Source organism: Enterococcus sp. LJL51 (assembly GCF_049894025.1).
Lineage (GTDB): Bacteria > Bacillota > Bacilli > Lactobacillales > Enterococcaceae > Enterococcus_L.
Window position 1 is genome coordinate 143351 of the sequence record NZ_JBNEQE010000004.1, and the last position, 20079, is coordinate 163429.

The following is a 20079-nucleotide window of genomic DNA, read 5'->3' on the forward strand; positions in this document are numbered from 1 at the left end:
ACAAGAAAAACCGTATAAGCCATCTTATTTTCTAGAGAAAACGATGGTTTATACGGTTCCTTTTTCACGTTACATTAATCTAATTCAACTTTTCCAGTATATAGTTGATAATAAACACCTTTTTCAGCTAATAAATCATCATGACTGCCGCGTTCGATGATTCGACCATGGTCCATTACCATAATAACATCCGAATTTTGAATGGTTGACAGACGATGGGCAATCACGAAAACGGTCCGCCCGTTCATCAAACGATCCATCCCCGCCTGAACATGCTTCTCTGTTCTAGTATCAATACTAGAAGTCGCCTCGTCCATAATCATCACCGGCGGATCAGCAATCGCTGCCCGGGCAATAGCTAAAAGCTGGCGCTGCCCTTGTGACAAGCCTTCTCCGTCTCCGGTAATGACTGTATCATATTTATCAGGCAGGTTATTGATAAAGACCTCTGCATTTGCCAGCTGAGCTGCTTCAACAACATCCTCATCACTAGCATCAAGTTTTCCATAACGAATATTTTCTCGAATCGTACCAGTAAACAAGTGTGTATCCTGTAAGACAATCCCTAAAGATCTTCTCAGAGAATGCTTTTTAATTTTCTTGACATTGATTCCATCGTAACGGATTTTTCCTTCCTGAATATCATAAAAACGATTAATCAGGTTGGTAATAGTTGTTTTACCCGCACCAGTTGCACCCACAAAGGCTACTTTCTGACCTGGCTCTGCATAAAGCTGAATATCTTTTAGAACCCTTTTATTTTCTACATAACCAAAGGATACATCTTCAAACCGAACATCCCCTGTCAGCTCTGTATAGGTAACTGTTCCATCTTCATGGGGATGCTTCCAAGCCCATAGTCCCGTCCGGGCTTGGCTTTCTGCTAAGGCGCCGTTCTCCTGACGTGTTACATTAACCAAGGTTACATACCCATCGTCAACTTCTGACTTCTCATCAATTAGCTTGAAGATGCGGTCAGCACCTGCCAGTGCCATGATAACAAAGTTAATTTGCTGAGAGACCTGACTAATCGGCATGTTCAATGACCGGCTTAGCTGCAGGAAGGAAGCAATCATCCCAATCGTTAAGCCTGAAATACCATAGACTGAGAATAACCCGCCGATAATGGCCAGCAGTACATACTGAATATTCAACAGGTTCATCATAATCGGCATTAGACTGTTCGCGTATTTATTGGCCTGTGTGGCACTCTCACGAAGTGATTCATTGATTTCATTGAATTCTTCAATAACCTTCGGCTCATGATTAAAGATTTTAACAACTTTTTGTCCATGCATCATTTCTTCAATATAACCATTTACTTTTCCCAAATCTTTTTGCTGCTTACCAAAGTATCTGCCACTTCGACCGGCAATTGTCCGAATGGTTAGAATCATGATACCTACTGAGACAATCACGATTAACGTCAGCGGAACACTGATTGTGAACATAGCAATAAAGACACTGACAAAGCTGACAACCGCTGCCAGCAGATTAGGAATACTTTGTGAAATCATCTGCCTTAGCGTATCCGTATCATTAGTAAAATGACTCATGATATCTCCATCAGAATTTGAGTCAAAATAACCAATCGGCAGTGTTTCCATATGGGTAAACATCTGATCACGAATTTCTTTTTGTGTTCCTTCACTAATTCGAACCATAATCAGATTATAAAATAGATTGGATAAAATTCCGATGCCATAGATAAAGGCCATTGTTGTAATAGCCTTCAGCAGACCAGAGAAATTTGGATTCGACTGTCCTAAAAGCGGAGTGATATGATCATCAATAACGACCTGTAGGAACAGAGAACCACGTACATTTGCATACGTACTAATCAGGATGAAGGCAATCACTAGAATTAGAAGAAACTTATATTTTTGAAACATATAAGAAAACAGACGGCCTAGTGTTTTCAGCGGCTGTTGTGGTCCGCGTGCACCTTTTTTCGGATTATTCATCATCTTCACCAAATCCTTTCTGCTGAGATTCATACACTTCCTGATAGATCGGATTTGTTTCCAATAGTTCATCGTGTGTGCCGATTGCATTAATCATTCCTTTGTCCATTACAATAATTCTGTCGGAATCCTGAACAGAAGAAACCCGCTGACCAATAATAAAGGTTGTTGTTCCCGGAATTTCTTTTCTCATTCCTTCTCGAATTAACCTATCTGTTTTTGTATCGACAGCACTTGTTGAATCATCCATAATTAGGATTTTAGGCTGCTTCAGCAGTGCTCTGGCAATACATAACCGCTGCTTTTGTCCGCCTGACACATTGTTTCCGCCTTGAGAAAGCATTGTATCGTACTTATCAGGAAACTCCTGAATAAATCCGTCAGCTTGGGCAATTTTACAGACTCTGATGATATCTTCATCGGTAGCATCTTCATTTCCCCAGCGGAGATTTTCTTTAATCGTTCCAGTAAATAGTACATTATTCTGCAGCACCATACTTACCTGATCCCGCAGTGTTTTCAAATCATAGTCCCGAACATCATGACCACCAACCTCAATAACTCCGTTGGTCACGTCATATAATCGGGGAATCAGCTGAACCATAGTCGATTTCGAACTACCTGTTCCACCGACAATCCCGATGACTTCACCAGGCTTGATGCTCATGTCAGCATGCATCAACGCCAGCTTTTCCGGATCGTTGGCATAGCTAAAGCAAACATCTTTAAACGTCACTGATCCATTGGGTACATCGTATAATGGATCTGCATTATTCTTCAAATCACTTTCTTCCGACAGAACCTCTGTGACACGCTCTGCAGAAGTGCGGGCTATAATGACCATAACAAAAACCATGGAAAGCATGTTCAGACTCATCAAAATCTGCATAGTATACGTAAACATACTAATCAATTCTCCTGTTGTCAGCGTACTGCCCACTACAAATTTTGCCCCCAGCCATGAAATCAGCAGCATACAGGTATACACTGCAAACTGCAGCACAGGGTTATTGAAGGCAACTATACTTTGAGCTTTAGAAAAATTCTTGTAGATATCTTTTGATACTGTTTTGAATTTTTTATCTTCGAAGTCTTCTCTCACATAAGATTTTACTACTCGAATTCCTTGTAGATTTTCCTGTACCACATTATTCAAACGGTCGTAAATCCGAAAAACTTTTTCAAAAATCGGATGGGCGAAATAGATGACCAGTGCCAGCCCAATAATCAAAAATGGTACTACCGCTAAATAAATGACAGATAAGTCTTTGTTAATCTTGAAAGCCATCGCTAATGAGAAAATGAAAATCAACGGGCTTCTTACTAACAAACGAATAATCATCTGATAGGCATTTTGAATATTGGTTACATCTGTTGTCATCCGTGTAATCAAACTGGATGTTGAGAACCGGTCAATATTGGAAAATGAGAAGCCTTGAATTTTTTTAAATAAATTGCCTCTCAAATTTTTTGCAAAACCAGCAGACGCTACGGCTGCATAACGGCCGGACATCGCGCCCAAAAACAATGCAATAACTGCACATACGAATAATAACGCGCCATACATCAAAATTGCTTTCGTATCGCCTTTTTCAATACCATTATCAATCATCATCGCCATGACTAAAGGAATAATAATATCTAAGATAACTTCACCAGTCACATAAATCGGAGTGATGATGCTTTCTTTTTTATACTCACCTACATTAGCAAGTAATTTTTTTATCATGTAGTTCGCCTACCTTCCCCAATTTCTATTTTTTTACAATTATCGGATAGCTTTTCCAATAAATTGAAAAATGTTTCAAGCTCTTCTTCAGAAATATCCTGAATCAGCTGTTTATCAAATTTTTCCAGCTTGCAGATATTTTCCTTTACCTTTATCTGACCATTTAGCGTCAAAAAAATAGCCTTCAGACGATTATCATCCTTACAGCTCTGACGTTCAATCAGCTGGCGTTTTTCCATTCTTTGCAGGATACCGCTGGCTGTAGAGCGACGAATATCAAATTCATGCTCAATATCCTTTTGATAAACAGGCTCTTCTTTATGGTTCTTTCTGTCAATGAAATTCAGTATACGCATCTGAATTCCGGAAGAAGGTTCACCGTCTTCCTTTAATAGCTCCGCAACTTTTCGATTCAGCTCATTTGCTACAATTTTGACTCGTAACGCTGTTTTTTTACTCATAATTCATTCCTTCTTAAATAGTTCGTTGCCTAACTATTTTACGACATTCTCTTAGAAAAGGTCAAGGAAAATTTCTGAAAACTTCTTATTCTATTATATTCAACTATTCCACTTTTCATGAGAGCGTTTACTAACAACCATTATTTCATCTTTAATCAATAAAATCAAAGAGTACGCAAGCCTAAATGTTTGACTTAAAAGTAAGTTGGACTATAATATGACTCATCAACTGTTGACTAGTCATTCGTTAAAAAGGAGGAGAAAATGATGGAAAACGCAGCCTACAGTGAAATCTTTTTTCTTCTGAAGCAGGCGGATTTGCACATCACTCATCTGTTTGAATCTCAGATGAACATTAGCTTAACGAGATATGAACTACTGCTGCAGCTGGCAAAAAAAGAAGCTGTTTCTCAACGAATACTGCAGGAAAAGCTAGGGATTGATCAAGCTGCTGTTGCTAGGCATCTGAAAATTCTGGAGGAAAAGAACTATATATCCAGAGAACGAAATCCTGAAAATAACCGGGAAGTCTTAGTGTATCTAACTAGCGAGGGAAAAAGCGTGCTTCATGGGTGCGCAGGAAATAAGTCTGAGCTGATTGATTCCTTATTCCGTGACTATTCGCCAGAGCAAATGTGTTCATTTATCCAGTTTCTTACTGATTTTAACCGTCAGGCAGAAGCTGTTGAAGAAATGATTTCAAAAAAGAAAGGATAAAAAGAAATGACAACTTTTAAAAACAATGATTTTTCAGATTTACTAAAAAACCGCCGTTCTATTCGGGCCTATGATCCAGCGGTCAAAATATCGAAAGAGGAAATGATGGAAATGCTGGCAGAAGCTGCTACTGCTCCCTCTTCAGTTAATATGCAGCCTTGGCGCTTTGTGGTTGTTGAATCACAGGAAGGCAAAGATAAGCTAAAGCCCTTAATCCGTTTTAATACAAATCAAAATGATACTTCTTCAGCAATGATTTTAATTTTTGGTGATTTAGAATGCTATAGCTATGGAAAAGAAATTTATGATACTGCTGTTGATTTAGGAAAAATGCCGGCTGAGGTTCGTGATCAGCAGCTGGCTGCAATTTTACCTTATTATGAAAGCTTTTCTAAAGAAAAAATGAATGATGTTGTAAAAATCGACAGCAGCTTATTAGCAATGCAGTTAATGCTCGTGGCCAGAGCACATGGCTATGATACAAATCCGATTGGCGGCTTTGAAGCAGATCAGCTAGCTGCTGCTTTTGATTTGGATTCTGAACGCTACGTACCGGTTATGATTCTTTCTATTGGTAAGGCTGCTGAAGAAGGCTATGAATCAATCAGATTATCACCTGAGAAATTTACCGACTGGAAATAGGGAGGAAAAGCTATGTCTCTGATTTCAATGCTTTTAGTTGGACTTGTGGCAGTGGAACATTTATATATTTTCTATCTGGAAACACTTGCTACAACTTCAGCAAAAACAGCGCAAACTTTTAATGTAAAAACTGAACAGCTAAGAGATACAACCATCAATACCTTATTGAAAAATCAAGGTGTTTACAATGGCATGCTGGCACTTGGATTGCTCTATAGCATATTTTTCTCCAGCAATCCTCTTGAAATGGCTGCTGTTTTTCTAATCATCATCATTACAGTTGCTATTTACGGCGGATTAACCAGTTCAAAATCAATTATTATCAAACAAGGCGGACCAGCAATTCTGGCGTTGTTTAGTATCTTGCTTCTTAAATAGGCTGTCGAGGAGGCGGGGCGACTCTTTGCCGGCGCTTCTCTACGTATTTATTGTCGAAAAAAGGTTAAAACAAAAGGATGTATCTTAAAAAATTGTACATGAAAAATACAATTTTTTAAGGCACATCCTTTTTGTCACAATCTCATCTTTCATTATTCAACCACGGTCCATTCATTCATCGTTTTCCCGTCAGCATCCTTTAGTTCCAACCAGCCATTGGTTCCGCCGAAATATAAAAACAGACCTAATTCATTCACACTTTTTAAAACAATGTCTTCGGTTGTTTTAAAGTTTTTAATTTTATCCTGATAGTCCGCTCGAAGCTTTTCTCCATATTTCCCACTATAACCTAAAGAACCATCTTTGTTTAGTTCAGGTTCTTTCTTCAATATCGCTCCGGCCTTTAACAGCATCTCATTTCTTTTCTGCCAGAAAACCGTTCCTTTACTTTCCCGAAATGCTACTGTGAACTCTATCTGGCTGACTTCCTTAGTCCAGCGGTGACGTGCTTTCGCAGGCTTCGCCTTTACTTTTTCAGGTTCGACTTTCTTATTTAAAGAAACACCAAATTTTTCTAATACCAGTGAAATTTGTTCCACATAGCTTCTTAATGCCTTTTCATGATTCACAGGAATTTTGATGGTTTCCAGCTCTTCTCCTGAGTAAACGCCGTTCTCTATCGCCACCGTAAGTAAAAACTGTTTTAGATAATCAGGCTCCACATCCCAGACAGGAGGGATGAACAAAATACTTTGATTGTAATCAGTTAAAGCCTGCACTGCTGTTTCAGCAAGACCGATTGAAACGACCGCTTTATCCTTTAATAAAACATAAACTGCAGGTTCGTCTATGACTAATTTCTTTTTAACCTTTTCACTAATGACTATTTTTCCCAGAGCTTCCGGCAGTTGAATACACACCTTTTTTTCTGAAATAATCACTTCCGCTTTAATTTCCATAACCCTGCCTCCTTTTTTCTTTATTATATCTTACTCCGTCAACTGGCTTCTAAAAATATGCTTTTTACAAAAAAAGCTGCTAAACATTTTCCAACATAAACTCTGTAAAAGCTTCACTAGAATCTTTAACAAAATTTACAGGATTGTTCAACAGCTTCGCCTGATAGTTAACTCAATGTTTTTTCAATTAAGGTCATTGCTTGTGAGCGCTGGAGATTAATCTTTCCTGGTGTGTCCTCAACATACGCCTTCATCATCCAAAAGTAATTTTCCAATTCTTCCTTTAAATACACATCATCAGTCTCTTCATAGATTTTTACCGCATCAGGAACAGCGGCAACTCCTAGTGTATAAAAAACACTGACATCTAACTCTGATAAATTCCCTTGCTGATAGTGCTCGTAGTTGTAGTTAATAATCTCTTTACCGCTGTTGCGAAAGCTGAAAAACAACATACAGCTGCCTAATAAAAGGACAATTAGACGCAGGTAGTTAAACTGCTGCCATAACGCTGCGATAAAAACGCAGACACAAACAAACAGCAGCAGCATAAACCACGAAGTATTAAAGCGTAAAACAGTCAATCCGAAAGAATCAATATACAGCTTCATTTTCGCCAATCCCAGTACAACCAGTCCAAGTGTTTCAACACCAATTAGTGTTAGCCCAACTTTGATTCCTTTTGAGTTGCTGCTGAACATATTAATCACACCAAATATAAGAACATTAATCAATGCAACTGCCAGTAGCTGGAAGAAGCCTTCTCTAGCATAATCGGATAAGCTTTGACCAGCAAATGAACCTTTACTGAAGCTAAGATATCCGTAAATTGCAGTTCCGAAAAAGAGCAGATAAATTGAAATAAAGATTGTTAGTATCGTCCAGAACAGAACATCAGGTCCTTTAAGCAGCGGCAGTGCAAAATGACGAACTTGACTCTTTTTCATGTTTCTATAAATACAGAGAAACAGATAAAAGCCAATTGGAACTGCGAAAATAAAGGTAATTAAATTTTCCATAACATTTTCTGAAATACTCCCTACCAGCTGGTAGATAAAATGATCGAACATCGTATCTGCACCTGCCAGTAAGGAAACAACAACTAATACTACCGGCAGCGAGACAGCAATTCCAGCCAGCATATACTTCAAATTCTTATTGCCTTTCCCTATCGACTGATAGATGGAGAAGCTGGCAGAAAAATCTTTCAGAGGCCGCAATAAAAAGCCATCAAGATAGTCAAATATCAGCTGATCATCCAAACGCCCTGTCCTTCTGGAACCAGATAATACTAACACCCAATACATACAGCTCATAAAGAGAAATAGCCCATTTGTTCCCAGCAGCAGCTTATTTTCAAACAGTGAAAATGAGATCCCCAACAATAGATTAAATGCCATAAAGCCGAAATGATACCATTTCATCGTCAGCTTTTGTGATTTACCATAAATAAATACAGCGAGACAAAAAATGCCCGTCAACAACGTTACCCAGACGCCTCCTCGATTCTGTACAATCATTTCCAATGCGAAGAAAGCAATCAAAATACTTACTACACTAAAGATAATGTCCTTCGTTTCAAACTGAAGGGTCGGCTTTGGCTTCTCCTGCAGCTCTTCCTCCAACTCATTTCCATGACCCATTTCCATAAATCATTCATCCTCTCGATACTCCAAGATATCTGCCGGCTGACAATCCAGTGCCCGACATAAGGCTTCCAGCGTGCTAAAACGTATTGCTTTAGCCTTATTATTTTTCAAAATCGAAAGATTAGCTGGTGTTAAATTAATTTTCTCTGCCAGTTCACCGGCACTCATCTTTCGTTTTGCCATCATTACATCAATATTTACAATTATCGGCATTATATTGTAAAATCGTTCTCTTCCTTAATTAAAAGTGCCTGGCAGAACACATTTTTAATTATTCTTACAATAACGCCAACAAAAGCAGCTAGCCCGGCTACAAAAAACCAAGGATAGTAATAGCTTCCTGAAACCAGCAGGAACAAGGCTTCTAAAAAGCACAGCCAGCTAATTCCTCTCAACAGCTTAATATTTTTTTCAGTAAAGGTTTGATTGTTATCAATGTTTTGAATCAGTTGGTACAGCAAAAACAGGATAGCTAAACCTGTTGCCAGACATATCTCCAACGTGAGTATGAAAAACATTCGGTTATCTCTTGAGATGGCATAGTCCGGAATAACAATATCAATAAATACAGATATGAAAACCATAGCCAAAAGAATCAAAAGCCCCAAAATATAGATACACCACGCAGATAGCCGGATTGATTGCTTATCAGTCCAATGCATGCATTATTCCCTCCCTCAGGTACATTTATCATAAGTGACATTTTACTGTTGGTCAATAGATTTTTATTGATAATCGATAAAAATCTATTGTTTTTCAATTACAAAAAAAGATAAAACCCTGTCAAACTGCGGTTTCGTACTAACAAGAATAATTCTTAAAATTTATTAAAGTCCGAAACATATACAAATCCCGCAAAAGATTTTGAAAATGGCAGCAATACCTAAATCTTTTACGGGATTTATATTTTTAGAACAAACTGATATCATCACACTCAACATTCGTATATCTCATGCCTGTTATATCGACTAAGTGAGCATGCTTTAGCATCTCTAGCTTATCCAAGCTTTCCCAGTCCAGCTTAGACCAGTCCCAACTCCCCACATCTGGAATCATGCAGCTTCCTGCTGCAGAAGCACTCAACCGAAACAAGCACTCTTCCTCCTGCCAAAGAGACAAAACAAACGGCATCTCAAAATCCATAATTAGCTTCGTTCCTTCTACGCCCCATGACTTCACCTCAAAACTATCTGTATGGAAAACCTCAGAGCGATTGACTGCCGCCGCTTTTTTCTGATCGACATACTCAAGAGTTTTCAACAGCGGCTTCACACGCTCCAACTCCTCTGCATGCAGCGACACAATCTCCCACAACAATGTCTCTGACAACAGCTCAATCAACATTTTTCTTTCCATTCTTGTCCCTCCATATAACTTTCAAACATTCTATTCCAATAAACACTAGTTCTAACTTTTTTTTATCTGCCGGAAAATACTTTTTTCGCTCCAGTAGATTTCTCGGTATCTTTTGGGAAAGGGCCATTCCTTTTTAGCTCTTTTTCGTATATCGCTGTCCAGCTTTTCCTGTCCGCCCGGCTTCATGTCATAGCGCTCATGTCTGCGTCGCCAAGGCAGCCAATCAAGAAAACCGGAATCATAGTTGAAGGACTCTGTATCCGCAATCTCTTTTCCAGAGCGGCCTTTCAAGTCATAGCTGCTCACCGAGCTATCAATCAGCTGATGCCTAATTCCTGTTACCGCGCCAGCCTGTTCAATAAATACAGGCAAGCCATCTTGGGTTCGAAGCTGGTTCCATTGAGAAATAAATTCACCTGTTTCAACATGAATAATAAATTCAGATAACCCATTAGCAGTTTTCACTTTAGCATTAGCCTGCTTCGCTACTTGGTTTTTCTTATACTTTTTTGAAACAGCTGCCACTTGACTTCGACTCATTCGATTATGAAAACGGGCCGTATCTCTGTAGATAAGTTTTTGTCTCTCTAATCGTGCATAGCTCAGCAGCTTATCATAATCCGTTTCTCCTGTATAATTCGCTCGAATATAAAATAAATTCTGCCGGTCAATATAATGTCGAAGCTGATGAACCATCTGAATTTCCCTTTTACTAGTTCCTTCATCTGCATCTACAAGCAGCCCGGAGGGATACCCTCTCTTGACACACGCAGCCAGCTCCTCTAAAAATTGACTGTGGGGCGCTATACTCAATGAAATCCTATGGGTTCCATACAGTTGCAGCTGATTATGTTCATCCATCCTACTGCCTAGCTGTCGCAGCAGCAGCCGAACTTTTTCCCGATTGCCCTTTTGACTTCCGTAAAATAGCCGGGAATAACCAACTGTCCCTATTTGCCTAGCTTCCAGCTCCAGCTGTTGAATAAGTGTTTCGGCTTCTTCGGGTACTTCTTCGACCTTTTTCTTCAACCAGAAAATACAGGCCCGCAATGCCGGCTCGTCCCAACCATCCTGCTCGATTATTTTTCTTTCTAGTTCAACTAATCTGAAAAGATAGCTGGCGTAGGCTGCTTCAGTCATTTTTATCGGCTTGTACAGCTGATATCGTTCTTCAACCTGCCGACACATTGTATCTAAATCGATAACCGCCACCTTCTCTCCGCAGCTTCAATAGCATCTATATTTATTCTACAACAGGCTCCTGTAGGCTTTTTTTCAAGCCTTATTTAGCCGCACACTACTTTAAAAATTATATCATTTCAGGTAGTCTGTTTCTAGGAACTGGTGTAAAGAAAAAAATCCGAAGTCAACAACACCATCGGATTTCCTCTTTCCCCCGTCGTGCGTTACGCTTCCCGGTGGATTTTTCTTAATAATTCAATATCAATTTTTTTCATTTCATACATAGCCATCGTTGTCTGATAGGCTTTTTCAAAATCAGCAGCATCAAAAAGCTGATTCATATCTTCTGTTACTGTTTGCCAAGCAACACCAAATTTATCCTGCATCCAGCCACAGGGATACTCAGCACCATCTAGAGCAATACGCTGCCACAATCGATCAATTTCCTTCTGATTTTCACAATAAACAAAGAAGGAATTCGCCATTGAAAAGCCAAAGTTATGGGAAACTTCACTATCCATACTATAAAAATGCTGATCATATAGTTGAAATTCCGCTATCTGAATATTGCCATTACTATCCGGCACCCTGGACAAAACTTCCCCCTGACCAAAAGCATCGAACCAATAGGTCATTGCTTCATCCGCTCTTCCATACAGTTCATTAGCAAACAAAAGTGCTGGCGTGATGGTCTGTTTGCCTTTCGCTAGTTTTAATTGCCATGAAAAACCATACCGGTCATTAGTCCAGCCAAAAAGACCAATTCCGGGAAGCTCTGACAGCTCCATTAAAACGTCTCCTTCAGCACTTAACTGCGCCCACAGCTTACGAAGTCCAGCCTCCGTTGCTACCGTCACAACATATGAGACTGCTGGTGTGGGAGTAAAATCAGGTCCGCCATTTAGTAAAAAGAATTCATGACCACCTAGCTCTAAAGTAATTGTCAAAATATCTCCTTTGCTTCCGTGAAGATCATCTACAAAATAGCTGATATTTGTCTGACGGGCATCTTCAAAAACCGATAAATAAAAGTCCGCTGTTTCCTGAGGTTTTTCTTTCAGCCATAAGCAGCTGCCAAATTTATGGGTCATCATGAATCACTCCTTCTTTTCTTTTGATTGTATTAGACATCTCTTGCTGCATACTCCAGTCAAAGCTTGTGCAAGGAAAAATCATATGGATTCACTGAAAATCTTTCACCTTCCCCTAATCGAAAGATGATTTGGGTACAAGGATTCTTACCTTCGTTAAAGATTAGCTAGCCGTTTGAAGACAACCATTCTTCCCGAAGTGCAGACAAACATAATCGGACTCCCCACACACTTCTTATCGTCTGAATCTATTTTCATGCCAAGTGTACCATCTTCTCTATTCTCAACATAATCATCTGTTTCACCGAAAAAATCCAGCTACAGCTCGCCAGCTAAAGGATGATTGCGGCACACCTGTTCCGTTACCCATTCTTCTTTTTATTATCCTTTAATATCCCGCTGACGATAGCCAACAAGACCAACAGCTGTCAACACTGCTGCTGCTCCACAAATTATCAGCAAAGGGAACCAATCCATAGAATCAACTGGTATTCTTGGAATATAGCTAAATACAGAGATACGGTTAACCCACTCAGGAATATTCAGCATATTGCCAAGATAATCAACAAAAAATGAAAAGACCAGATATGCCCAAATCAAGCTGCTCCATTTTGGCAGAAAACCGATTAAACACACACCCATTCCAAGAACAAACCAGATAGCAGGCAGATAAGCAAAACCGGATTGAAGCATCACATTTAAAGCAATTGGTGTCGTCATTACACTACTGGAGGCTATATACAAACCTGTGATTGCTGCTCCCATCATGACTACTGAAGCAACGACAGCTATGATTAAATACCCGCCAAACAGCTGATACCTAGTTATTGCTTTTGAAAATAGCTGCTCTAAACGACCTTTCTTTTCCTCTGAATAAATCTTCAACCCCACACTTAATACAGGAATAGAACTCAAAATAGCAAGAATGACCATTAATACCGTCATAAACTGTTCAGTTAACGAGTAGCTGCTGTTCTTCGGCAGCAGCATAACCAGCATTTCATTTGATTGGAAGAAGCTATCTAAATCACCGAAAAATGAACCATAACTTGCCCCAGCAATCAAAAGAGCAACACCCCAGCTGATTAGTGTGGTCTTCATCAAGCTTAGACTGAAGCCTATCCTGCTTTTCAAAAATCTGCCAGCATGTTTTCGACCAGCTCTTTGAGGAATAAAGCCTGCTTCTAAATCTCGAATACTGTTAAGATAAGCAGCTAAGCCAAATACCAAGAGTGCAAAGACGATACTTAAGACGATCGGAAGCCAGTTATTGTTCACGTAAACCTCAGTCTTATAAACCCAAGCCAAAGGCGACAGCCAGGACAGCTGTTTATTGCTCAAATCTGTAAAACCCCGATAGAGATAAGCGGCACCTAAAATACCTAAGGAAAAACCAACTGTTCCCCGATTGGTTTCTGCCAGCTGAGCAAATACCGCTGTTACAGCAGAGAACACCAAACCCGCACCGGCCAACGCAGCGCCATATAAAATAGAAGCACTCATCGGCAGGGTCTCAATGCCCAGCAGTCCTACACCAACACCATTAGTTCCTGCAATAAAAAAAGAAATAATGACCATTTCTGCAAAAACAGCTATCAAGGTTGCCAAACGTCCAACAGGAAGAGCCCGAATCATTTCCAGCCGGCCATCCTCTTCTTCACCTCTTGTGTGCCTTGCAGTTAGCAGAATCATCATAATTGCCGCTGCAATAGCCATCAGCAAGGTCATCTCATGACCAAACATAGCACCGAGAGTATAATTATCTAAGCTTTCACTTGGGCCAATCATCGCAATCATGGCCGGATTTTTCACTGTCTCAGCCATTACCTGCCGTTCCTCTTGAGTGGAAAACAGCTCTGGAAAGGCTGCCGCTACAGTGATTGATAAACCAGCCAATCCCAACAGCCAGCAGCCAATCTGCCAGCGGTCTCTGCGCAAGTTCAGCCGCAGTAATCTCAGCCAGCCTGAAAAGTAGATGCTCATCTTAACGATCCCCTTCCAGCTTGCCGTCTTTATCCTCATAATGTCTCATAAACAAATCTTCCAGCGTTGGGGGCGTACTTTCTAGTTTAACAACTAAAAAGGGAGCCAAATATGCAATCATTTCACCTAACCGCTCAGAATCGATTTGAAAACTGAATGCTGTTTCTGTTCCGGTAACCTCATGAACACCAGGCTGTTTCGACAGCTCTGGTACAGCCGTTTTAGTTTCTACCTTCAACAAAGTTCTTGTTAGATGCCTCATCTCATTTAAAGAACCCGTTTCTATAATTTTCCCTTCCCGAATTATCGTAATACGATCGCACAACCGTTCTACCTCGGAGAGAATATGGCTGGAAAGCAACACTGTTTTCCCCTGTGCCTTAACTTCCTCTACACATTCCTGAAAAATCCTTTCCATCAGCGGGTCTAAGCCAGAGGTGGGTTCATCAAGGATAAATAAGTCTGCATCACTAGAAAATGCTGCAATTAAAGCCACCTTTTGCCGGTTTCCTTTTGAGTAAGTACGGCATTTTTTGGTTGGGTCCAAATCAAATTTTCTGATTAGTTCTTCCCGTTTCTGCGGATTTGGCCGCCCCTGTAGAGACATAAATAAGTCAATAACCTCACCGCCTGTCAGATTCGGCCACAAGTTTACATCTCCTGGTACATAGGCGAGATTCTTATGAATTTCAACAGTATTTTTCCAAGAATCCTTTGAGAATACACTGGATTCACCAGAGTTCGCTTTAATAATTCCCAACAAGGTTTTAATCGTTGTAGATTTTCCTGCGCCATTTGGACCAATAAAACCAAACACTTCTCCCTGCTTCACCGTTAAACTAACAGATTTTAGCGCCTCAAAATGTCCAAACCGCTTGGTTACATTGGTCATTTCAATAACATTAGTCACGTTTACCCCTCCTGTACTCTTTCATCACTAACACTAACCATTTAATTATGAATTATAATACTATTAATAATTCATAATATACGCCGATTCACTTTTTTTAGCAACAAATTATGTATTCTAATCATTGAAATAATTCAAATAATATTCTATATTAAAATTAAGACTTATCTGGAATCTACAGCAAACGCTAAAGCTTCATGCGGTCTTGAAACAGATTATATCAATAGTAAAGGAGCTGACAGATTAGATGAACGGTTTTGAAAAAAGAAGAAAGCAAAAAGAAGAAAGCATTCTAAAAACAGCTCTCCACCTATTTCTATCTGAGGGGCTCAAAAATACATCCGTGCAGATAATATCAAAACAAGCAGGGGTTTCACCGGTTACAATTTTTAACTATTTTAATTCAAAAGAAAATCTAATAACACAAACCTGCTTTCTTTACTTAAATACTATGTATGAAGATTTTTTTCATATGGTCCATTCTGATAAAGGCTTTGAAGAAAAGATGCATTTTTTGATTTTTACCAAGAATCAGGTTTCTAAAGAAATACATCCTGAATTTTATGAAGCCCTGATGGCCGAATACAGCAAACCGAATAATCCTGCCATGAAGGATTTTTTGAAAAAAGGAACTGATTTGTATCTGCTTTTATTTGAACAGGGCAAAAGGGAAGGGATGATTAGTAAAGATTTATCTGTTCCAGCGCTAATGCTGTACATGCAGTTATTAACTACCTCGATGCAGGACCAAGGCATTTATAACAAAATCCTGCCATATACAGATGAAATCATGGATATGTTTTTATATGGGATTTATGGGAAACGATAATGCCACAACTGATTTTTGAGCCATAAGAATTAACTATGCCTTATGCTTTCATCCTCATTTATTTTGATTGTTTAATTACAATCAGTCAACATAATAAAAGCTTTAGAATTTCCCACACATGAGAGATTCTAAAGCTTTTTGATTTAACTACTCAATCATATAAATTATTGTCTATCTCTGTCGCTGCTTTTTCAAATTCCTGATGACTCGCTTGAACCTTTTTCTCTTTAGACGGAAATGTTTTGTCGAAATCCTCCATCTTTGCTTCATCCGGATACATCGACTCTGAAAAGTGAATGCTGCCGCTAATTCCTGCTAATGCTCCTTCATATAAAGGAAGAGCCATAATTCCTGTATAAAATTTACCGTCAGGCATTGATATATTGTATTTTTTACTGCCGATAAATCCATATGGCTGATAATGATACGGATAGCCGCCAAGGATAATGGCATTAAAGCCCTGTTTTTTCGCCTCGTTAATGGAATGCTCAATCAGCATACGTCCAAACCCTTGTCTATGATATTCCGGTAAAATACTAACCGGACCAAATGAGATGACTGGATATTCCGTCCCATCTTCGGCCACAACCTTCGCCCGAGTATATAAAATACTGCCGATAATTTTATCATCTAATTCAATGACAAAGGACAATTCTGGAATAAAGTCAGCATGTTTGCGAATGTTATGCGCGATATAATGTTCAAAAGCTCCTGGAACATATAAATTCCAAAATGCTTCCCGGGTTATTTCTTCCACAATTCTATAATCTTTTTCTTCTTCAAGTCTGATAGTAACAGCCATCCTTGGTCTACCTCCCAAATCTTTCATTCTTTATTTATTATAAACGGGTATTTTTTTAGTATGAGTGATACAAAAAATTCTTAGTTATTCTTGCGTGGGAAATTGCTTTAAAATAGAAAAAATCTTTTCTATATACTCATTTGGATATTTATTTATATACTCGCAGTGTCCATAACCATTAAAAATCTGAATATCTACATTTCCAGTTTTTTTAATTCTACGGATACTAAATCGTGCGGGTTCTTTACTTCCAAACAGAAAATGAAAATTTTTTTGACTAGTCTTATTCAGAACAAATAAATCATTGCTATAGCAGGCTTCTACTAATCTTTCTATAGTTGATTTTGTCATGGTACTGGTGATTTCCACCATCCTCTCACCTCTCCCGGGGAAAGAAGCTTCAAATTTTTTTGTCATATAATCTGGTTGTTTTCTACTTTTCTTCCATATCTGGAGGAAAATGACTTTAGCTATGGATTTAATCACTTTTCCAAATTTAAAAAAAGGAATACCGTCTAAAATGGTTTGTTTTACTTTAATCGTTGAATCTCTTGAAACACCTAATGCAACAAGTGCACCTAAAGACGAACCCATTATGAACTCTAATTCACAACAATTATACTTAGTTAAGTATTGTACTATTTTGTTAACTTGATCGTTAAGACTAGAAAATTCAGTATTTCCATCATGACCATCTAGCGTAGGTCTAATGACACAGTATTTCTCTTTTAATTTTTCTGCTAAATCATCGAAACAAGTTGAATCGTTTAACATGGCATGGATTAATAATACTTTAGGGGAAGAATATTGACCACTTACGACAAAATCCATTTTTTAACCTCTCTTTCAATCTTTTTTGGTTGAAGATTTCTCAAAATCTTTTTTCAACATTTCAACCGCCTTCTCCTGATAAGTATATCCCATAAGTGAGTAATATAAATCGGTATTTTTTTCATTACTATCTAAATTGTCTAAACATTTTATTGCAAAATCCTGAATATCTTTTGTTGTAACACCTATTTTATCCATCAACATCTCATTCATAAATGACAAACCCATCACTTGAATTTCTAACTCTCGTATTCTATCTTCCAAAATTTTATTCCTCCAATTTATCCTTTTTGTGAATTCTAACGATTTTGTGATTCACTCTTCTTTTCAAATTCTTTCTTAATTATATTTATTAATGCTAAACAAATAATTATAGACAAAAAGTATTCCACTAATGTTTAAACTTTGTTATATTGTAGTAAATACTACACTAAGGAGAACATTATGAGAAAGTTAGAAAAGATTATGAACGTAGTTTTAGACATGTTAGCATTTTCAACAATCTATCTTACTATACTAACTAGTGATATATTCGCTGACAAGCAACCCTTAGTTCTCTGGAATATGCTTTCTACACTTACAGCAATAATGACTTTTATTGCTTCTAATTCACTTATTATTTCTCCTGTTTTCAGAATCCATACAAAGTCATTTAAGGATCTTACTTTAGCATTCCAATGTAATATACTAATTTCTCTGTTTTTCTTTAAATTTATGCCTGAGTCGTTATTGCTTTGTTACATTATTGTACTAGCTATTGGACTCATCTCTGCTTTTTTTGTCCGAATAACTTTTGAACATAATACTCTTCCTGATGAAGACCTAATTTTTTTGAGCCTAGTTAGTATGATTGTATCGCCTTCAATTTATTTTATTTTTTTTGCTCTTCCAATCATACAGAAAATGGATTTTACTTTTATTAGAAGCGAAATTATTTCTCCGCTCATTGTTTTGGCGATTACTACAGCTATAACAAAAATATTCAACTATTTCAAAAATAAATAGTATTTATCAATATCTACCTTCTGAGAAGCCTAACTATTTTCAGCTTCAGGAATTTTTACCGTTCGCTTTTAGAAAAATTGTTTTCTACATCTATTTTTTGAACAACAACCCAACAGCCATCATATTTGAAGTCGTAAATCACGTGCAAACCAAGGACTTCATGAAAAATAACTGGTTGTTTATAAATCTCTTCTTTAATAGCAATATCATAAATAGCAATATCATAATTTTTAATCCCGCTTGTTAACTCAATGTCGAAATCGGATACATCCATTCAAATTCCCCCAGATTAGTTTACTAGCAGCGTTGACAATCACACTTCTATACTCTACTATTAATTCAAATTAACCCCGTTCTCTTCAATAAACTTTTTTGGCTATCTCAGTTTTGAGAGAACCTTTTATTTTCTTAAAAAACGTCTGTTTCTGAGAATATTCACCAAGAGTTATCCTAAATGGTCAAAATGCACTAAGAATCATCCTCTCACAAACGCTCATTTTTGAAAATCCATTATTTTGTGCTTAATATTTATTTGCGGATTTCTCTCAGATAAAAACAGACTGAATTTTTTAATACCAACAGAATAAAAGTATATAATTGTTCTTTCATACGCGGCCCGTTCTTTCAAAAACGATTAACATACTTTATAATTTTGATCGGTGCAGATAGTCACTCAAAATAGATTTTATGATATTGCTTTGATTTTTTCTCGAGAAACGATTAAGAAACTCATCTCATATTATTCATACTAAAAAAACATGAGGTTGCGACAGAAACGGTTAGCATCAAGCACCAAATAAATACTTTTCAGCATCTTAATCTAGGGCATAAACGAAATCCCAGACTTTGGACATCCTTAAAACCGAATAAATGGTATTCCAAAAGCAGCTCCCTCGAAAATAAGCCGGAATATGCGAAAATGTGTATAGCCATTTTCGCATATTCCGGCTTATTGCTTGAAGCACATATCTTTTTCCCTAACCTTCTCTGCTACAGTTCTCAAACAATGACTTAATATCGAACAAGCAATGAGCATTATATTCCTTCATTTTTATTACTCATTGTGAAAAATCATATTTTTTCTACAGCTACCCAAATTTCAACATCCCCCTCTTGGGTATAAACTTCGATATCGGGTGCACCCGCTGCGATATATCCTGTTTCATATCCGCTATTTCGTCCGCGATAGCCGGATGCTGGCATCCATTTACTAAAAATATCTACCTGTACTTGATCCATGTTTTCTCGTGAGCAAGGAAAAACGGCCCACTCAGCAGCAGGAACTGTATACTCCTCCATCCCTTCCGGAACAGGTCTAGATGTTGCGCAGGCAATAAAGTAGTCAAATACTCTGGCATCGTTTGCATCACTGTTATAGACACTTACACCTAGAAGTCCCGAAGGTATGGTATCCATTAGAGTAGCTAGCTGTATCTGCTGTTTCTGCTCCATCACTTCTCCCCAAAAAACAGGGATATCTTTCATGCCTTTTCCCCCTTCTGTAGTGGTTGTCAACTTAACTCCCACAACTCGAAAAGCGTCCATTTTTTCAATTCTGCACTCCATAGCCATTCCTTCTTTCTTTTTTATT

General features: G+C 38.2%; 22 protein-coding genes. 5 read left to right on the forward strand and 17 right to left on the reverse strand.

Going from position 1 to position 20079, the window contains the following annotated elements:
- Positions 1-74 precede the first annotated feature (74 nt).
- From ACPWSO_RS05980 to ACPWSO_RS05990, 3 genes are read right to left on the reverse strand one after another with little or no spacing between them, the layout of a single operon-like run.
- Positions 75-1967, reverse strand: a complete 1893-nt coding sequence (locus ACPWSO_RS05980) for an ABC transporter ATP-binding protein (protein ID WP_426081951.1) — start codon at positions 1965-1967, stop codon at positions 75-77.
- Complete coding sequence (locus ACPWSO_RS05985; protein WP_426081952.1) at positions 1957-3693, reverse strand: ABC transporter ATP-binding protein; 1737 nt, start codon at positions 3691-3693, stop codon at positions 1957-1959. Before ACPWSO_RS05985 ends, ACPWSO_RS05980 begins: the two co-directional genes overlap by 11 nt.
- Positions 3690-4154 (reverse strand): MarR family winged helix-turn-helix transcriptional regulator, encoded by a 465-nt coding sequence (locus ACPWSO_RS05990; protein WP_426081953.1) that lies wholly within the window; start codon positions 4152-4154, stop codon positions 3690-3692. The genes ACPWSO_RS05985 and ACPWSO_RS05990 overlap by 4 nt, the downstream gene beginning before the upstream one ends.
- 264 nt (positions 4155-4418) lie before the next feature.
- Between ACPWSO_RS05990 and ACPWSO_RS05995 the strand changes: the two genes are divergently transcribed.
- From ACPWSO_RS05995 to ACPWSO_RS06005, 3 genes are read left to right on the forward strand one after another with little or no spacing between them, the layout of a single operon-like run.
- Positions 4419-4871 (forward strand): MarR family winged helix-turn-helix transcriptional regulator, encoded by a 453-nt coding sequence (locus ACPWSO_RS05995; protein ID WP_426081954.1) that lies wholly within the window; start codon positions 4419-4421, stop codon positions 4869-4871.
- A gap of 6 nt (positions 4872-4877) precedes the next feature.
- On the forward strand, positions 4878-5513 hold the full coding sequence (locus ACPWSO_RS06000; protein ID WP_426081955.1) for a nitroreductase family protein: 636 nt from the start codon (positions 4878-4880) through the stop codon (positions 5511-5513).
- Between the two features lie 12 nt (positions 5514-5525).
- Positions 5526-5891, forward strand: coding sequence for a DUF1304 domain-containing protein (locus ACPWSO_RS06005; protein ID WP_426081956.1), 366 nt, complete (start codon positions 5526-5528; stop codon positions 5889-5891).
- A gap of 152 nt (positions 5892-6043) precedes the next feature.
- Here the strand turns inward: ACPWSO_RS06005 and ACPWSO_RS06010 are convergent, their stop codons facing one another.
- The 9 genes from ACPWSO_RS06010 to ACPWSO_RS06050 form a co-directional block, all read right to left on the reverse strand.
- Positions 6044-6850, reverse strand: coding sequence for a hypothetical protein (locus tag ACPWSO_RS06010; RefSeq protein WP_426081957.1), 807 nt, complete (start codon positions 6848-6850; stop codon positions 6044-6046).
- A 167-nt stretch (positions 6851-7017) separates the two neighbouring features.
- A complete protein-coding gene (locus ACPWSO_RS06015) occupies positions 7018-8499 on the reverse strand; it encodes a DUF4153 domain-containing protein (RefSeq protein ID WP_426081958.1) in 1482 nt (493 codons plus the stop codon).
- Between the two features lie 3 nt (positions 8500-8502).
- Positions 8503-8712 carry a helix-turn-helix domain-containing protein gene (locus ACPWSO_RS06020; protein ID WP_426081959.1) on the reverse strand — a complete coding sequence of 70 codons (210 nt, stop codon included), beginning with the start codon at positions 8710-8712 and terminating at the stop codon, positions 8503-8505.
- Positions 8712-9161, reverse strand: a complete 450-nt coding sequence (locus ACPWSO_RS06025) for a DUF2975 domain-containing protein (RefSeq protein ID WP_426081960.1) — start codon at positions 9159-9161, stop codon at positions 8712-8714. Before ACPWSO_RS06025 ends, ACPWSO_RS06020 begins: the two co-directional genes overlap by 1 nt.
- Positions 9162-9408: 247 nt before the next feature.
- Positions 9409-9855, reverse strand: a complete 447-nt coding sequence (locus ACPWSO_RS06030) for a hypothetical protein (protein ID WP_426081961.1) — start codon at positions 9853-9855, stop codon at positions 9409-9411.
- A gap of 51 nt (positions 9856-9906) precedes the next feature.
- Positions 9907-11067: a DUF3114 domain-containing protein gene (locus tag ACPWSO_RS06035; protein ID WP_426081962.1), complete on the reverse strand. Its 1161-nt coding sequence runs from the start codon at positions 11065-11067 to the stop codon at positions 9907-9909.
- A gap of 194 nt (positions 11068-11261) precedes the next feature.
- The gene (locus tag ACPWSO_RS06040) at positions 11262-12128 is read right to left on the reverse strand and encodes a VOC family protein (protein WP_426081963.1); all 867 of its coding nucleotides are present in this window, start codon (positions 12126-12128) and stop codon (positions 11262-11264) included.
- A gap of 381 nt (positions 12129-12509) precedes the next feature.
- Positions 12510-14111, reverse strand: coding sequence for an ABC transporter permease (locus ACPWSO_RS06045; RefSeq protein WP_426081964.1), 1602 nt, complete (start codon positions 14109-14111; stop codon positions 12510-12512).
- Position 14112: 1 nt separating this feature from the next.
- Entirely contained in the window at positions 14113-15021 is a 909-nt protein-coding gene (locus ACPWSO_RS06050) for an ATP-binding cassette domain-containing protein (RefSeq protein WP_426081965.1), read from the reverse strand.
- A gap of 247 nt (positions 15022-15268) precedes the next feature.
- On the opposite strand from ACPWSO_RS06050, the gene ACPWSO_RS06055 reads away from it, so the two are divergent.
- Complete coding sequence (locus ACPWSO_RS06055; RefSeq protein ID WP_426081966.1) at positions 15269-15850, forward strand: TetR/AcrR family transcriptional regulator; 582 nt, start codon at positions 15269-15271, stop codon at positions 15848-15850.
- 151 nt (positions 15851-16001) lie between these two features.
- On the opposite strand, the gene ACPWSO_RS06060 is transcribed toward ACPWSO_RS06055, so the two are convergent.
- The 3 genes from ACPWSO_RS06060 to ACPWSO_RS06070 all read right to left on the reverse strand — a co-directional run bounded on the left by ACPWSO_RS06060 (position 16002) and on the right by ACPWSO_RS06070 (position 17747).
- Positions 16002-16652, reverse strand: coding sequence for a GNAT family N-acetyltransferase (locus ACPWSO_RS06060; RefSeq protein WP_426081967.1), 651 nt, complete (start codon positions 16650-16652; stop codon positions 16002-16004).
- Between the two features lie 84 nt (positions 16653-16736).
- Positions 16737-17483 (reverse strand): alpha/beta fold hydrolase, encoded by a 747-nt coding sequence (locus ACPWSO_RS06065; RefSeq protein ID WP_426081969.1) that lies wholly within the window; start codon positions 17481-17483, stop codon positions 16737-16739.
- Positions 17484-17498: 15 nt separating this feature from the next.
- Positions 17499-17747, reverse strand: coding sequence for a hypothetical protein (locus tag ACPWSO_RS06070; protein WP_426081970.1), 249 nt, complete (start codon positions 17745-17747; stop codon positions 17499-17501).
- Positions 17748-17927: 180 nt separating this feature from the next.
- Between ACPWSO_RS06070 and ACPWSO_RS06075 the strand changes: the two genes are divergently transcribed.
- Positions 17928-18488: a hypothetical protein gene (locus tag ACPWSO_RS06075; protein WP_426081971.1), complete on the forward strand. Its 561-nt coding sequence runs from the start codon at positions 17928-17930 to the stop codon at positions 18486-18488.
- A gap of 55 nt (positions 18489-18543) precedes the next feature.
- On the opposite strand, the gene ACPWSO_RS06080 is transcribed toward ACPWSO_RS06075, so the two are convergent.
- Positions 18544-18762, reverse strand: coding sequence for a hypothetical protein (locus ACPWSO_RS06080; RefSeq protein ID WP_426081972.1), 219 nt, complete (start codon positions 18760-18762; stop codon positions 18544-18546).
- Positions 18763-19559: 797 nt separating this feature from the next.
- Positions 19560-20054: a GyrI-like domain-containing protein gene (locus ACPWSO_RS06085; protein ID WP_426081973.1), complete on the reverse strand. Its 495-nt coding sequence runs from the start codon at positions 20052-20054 to the stop codon at positions 19560-19562.
- Positions 20055-20079: the final 25 nt, after the last annotated feature.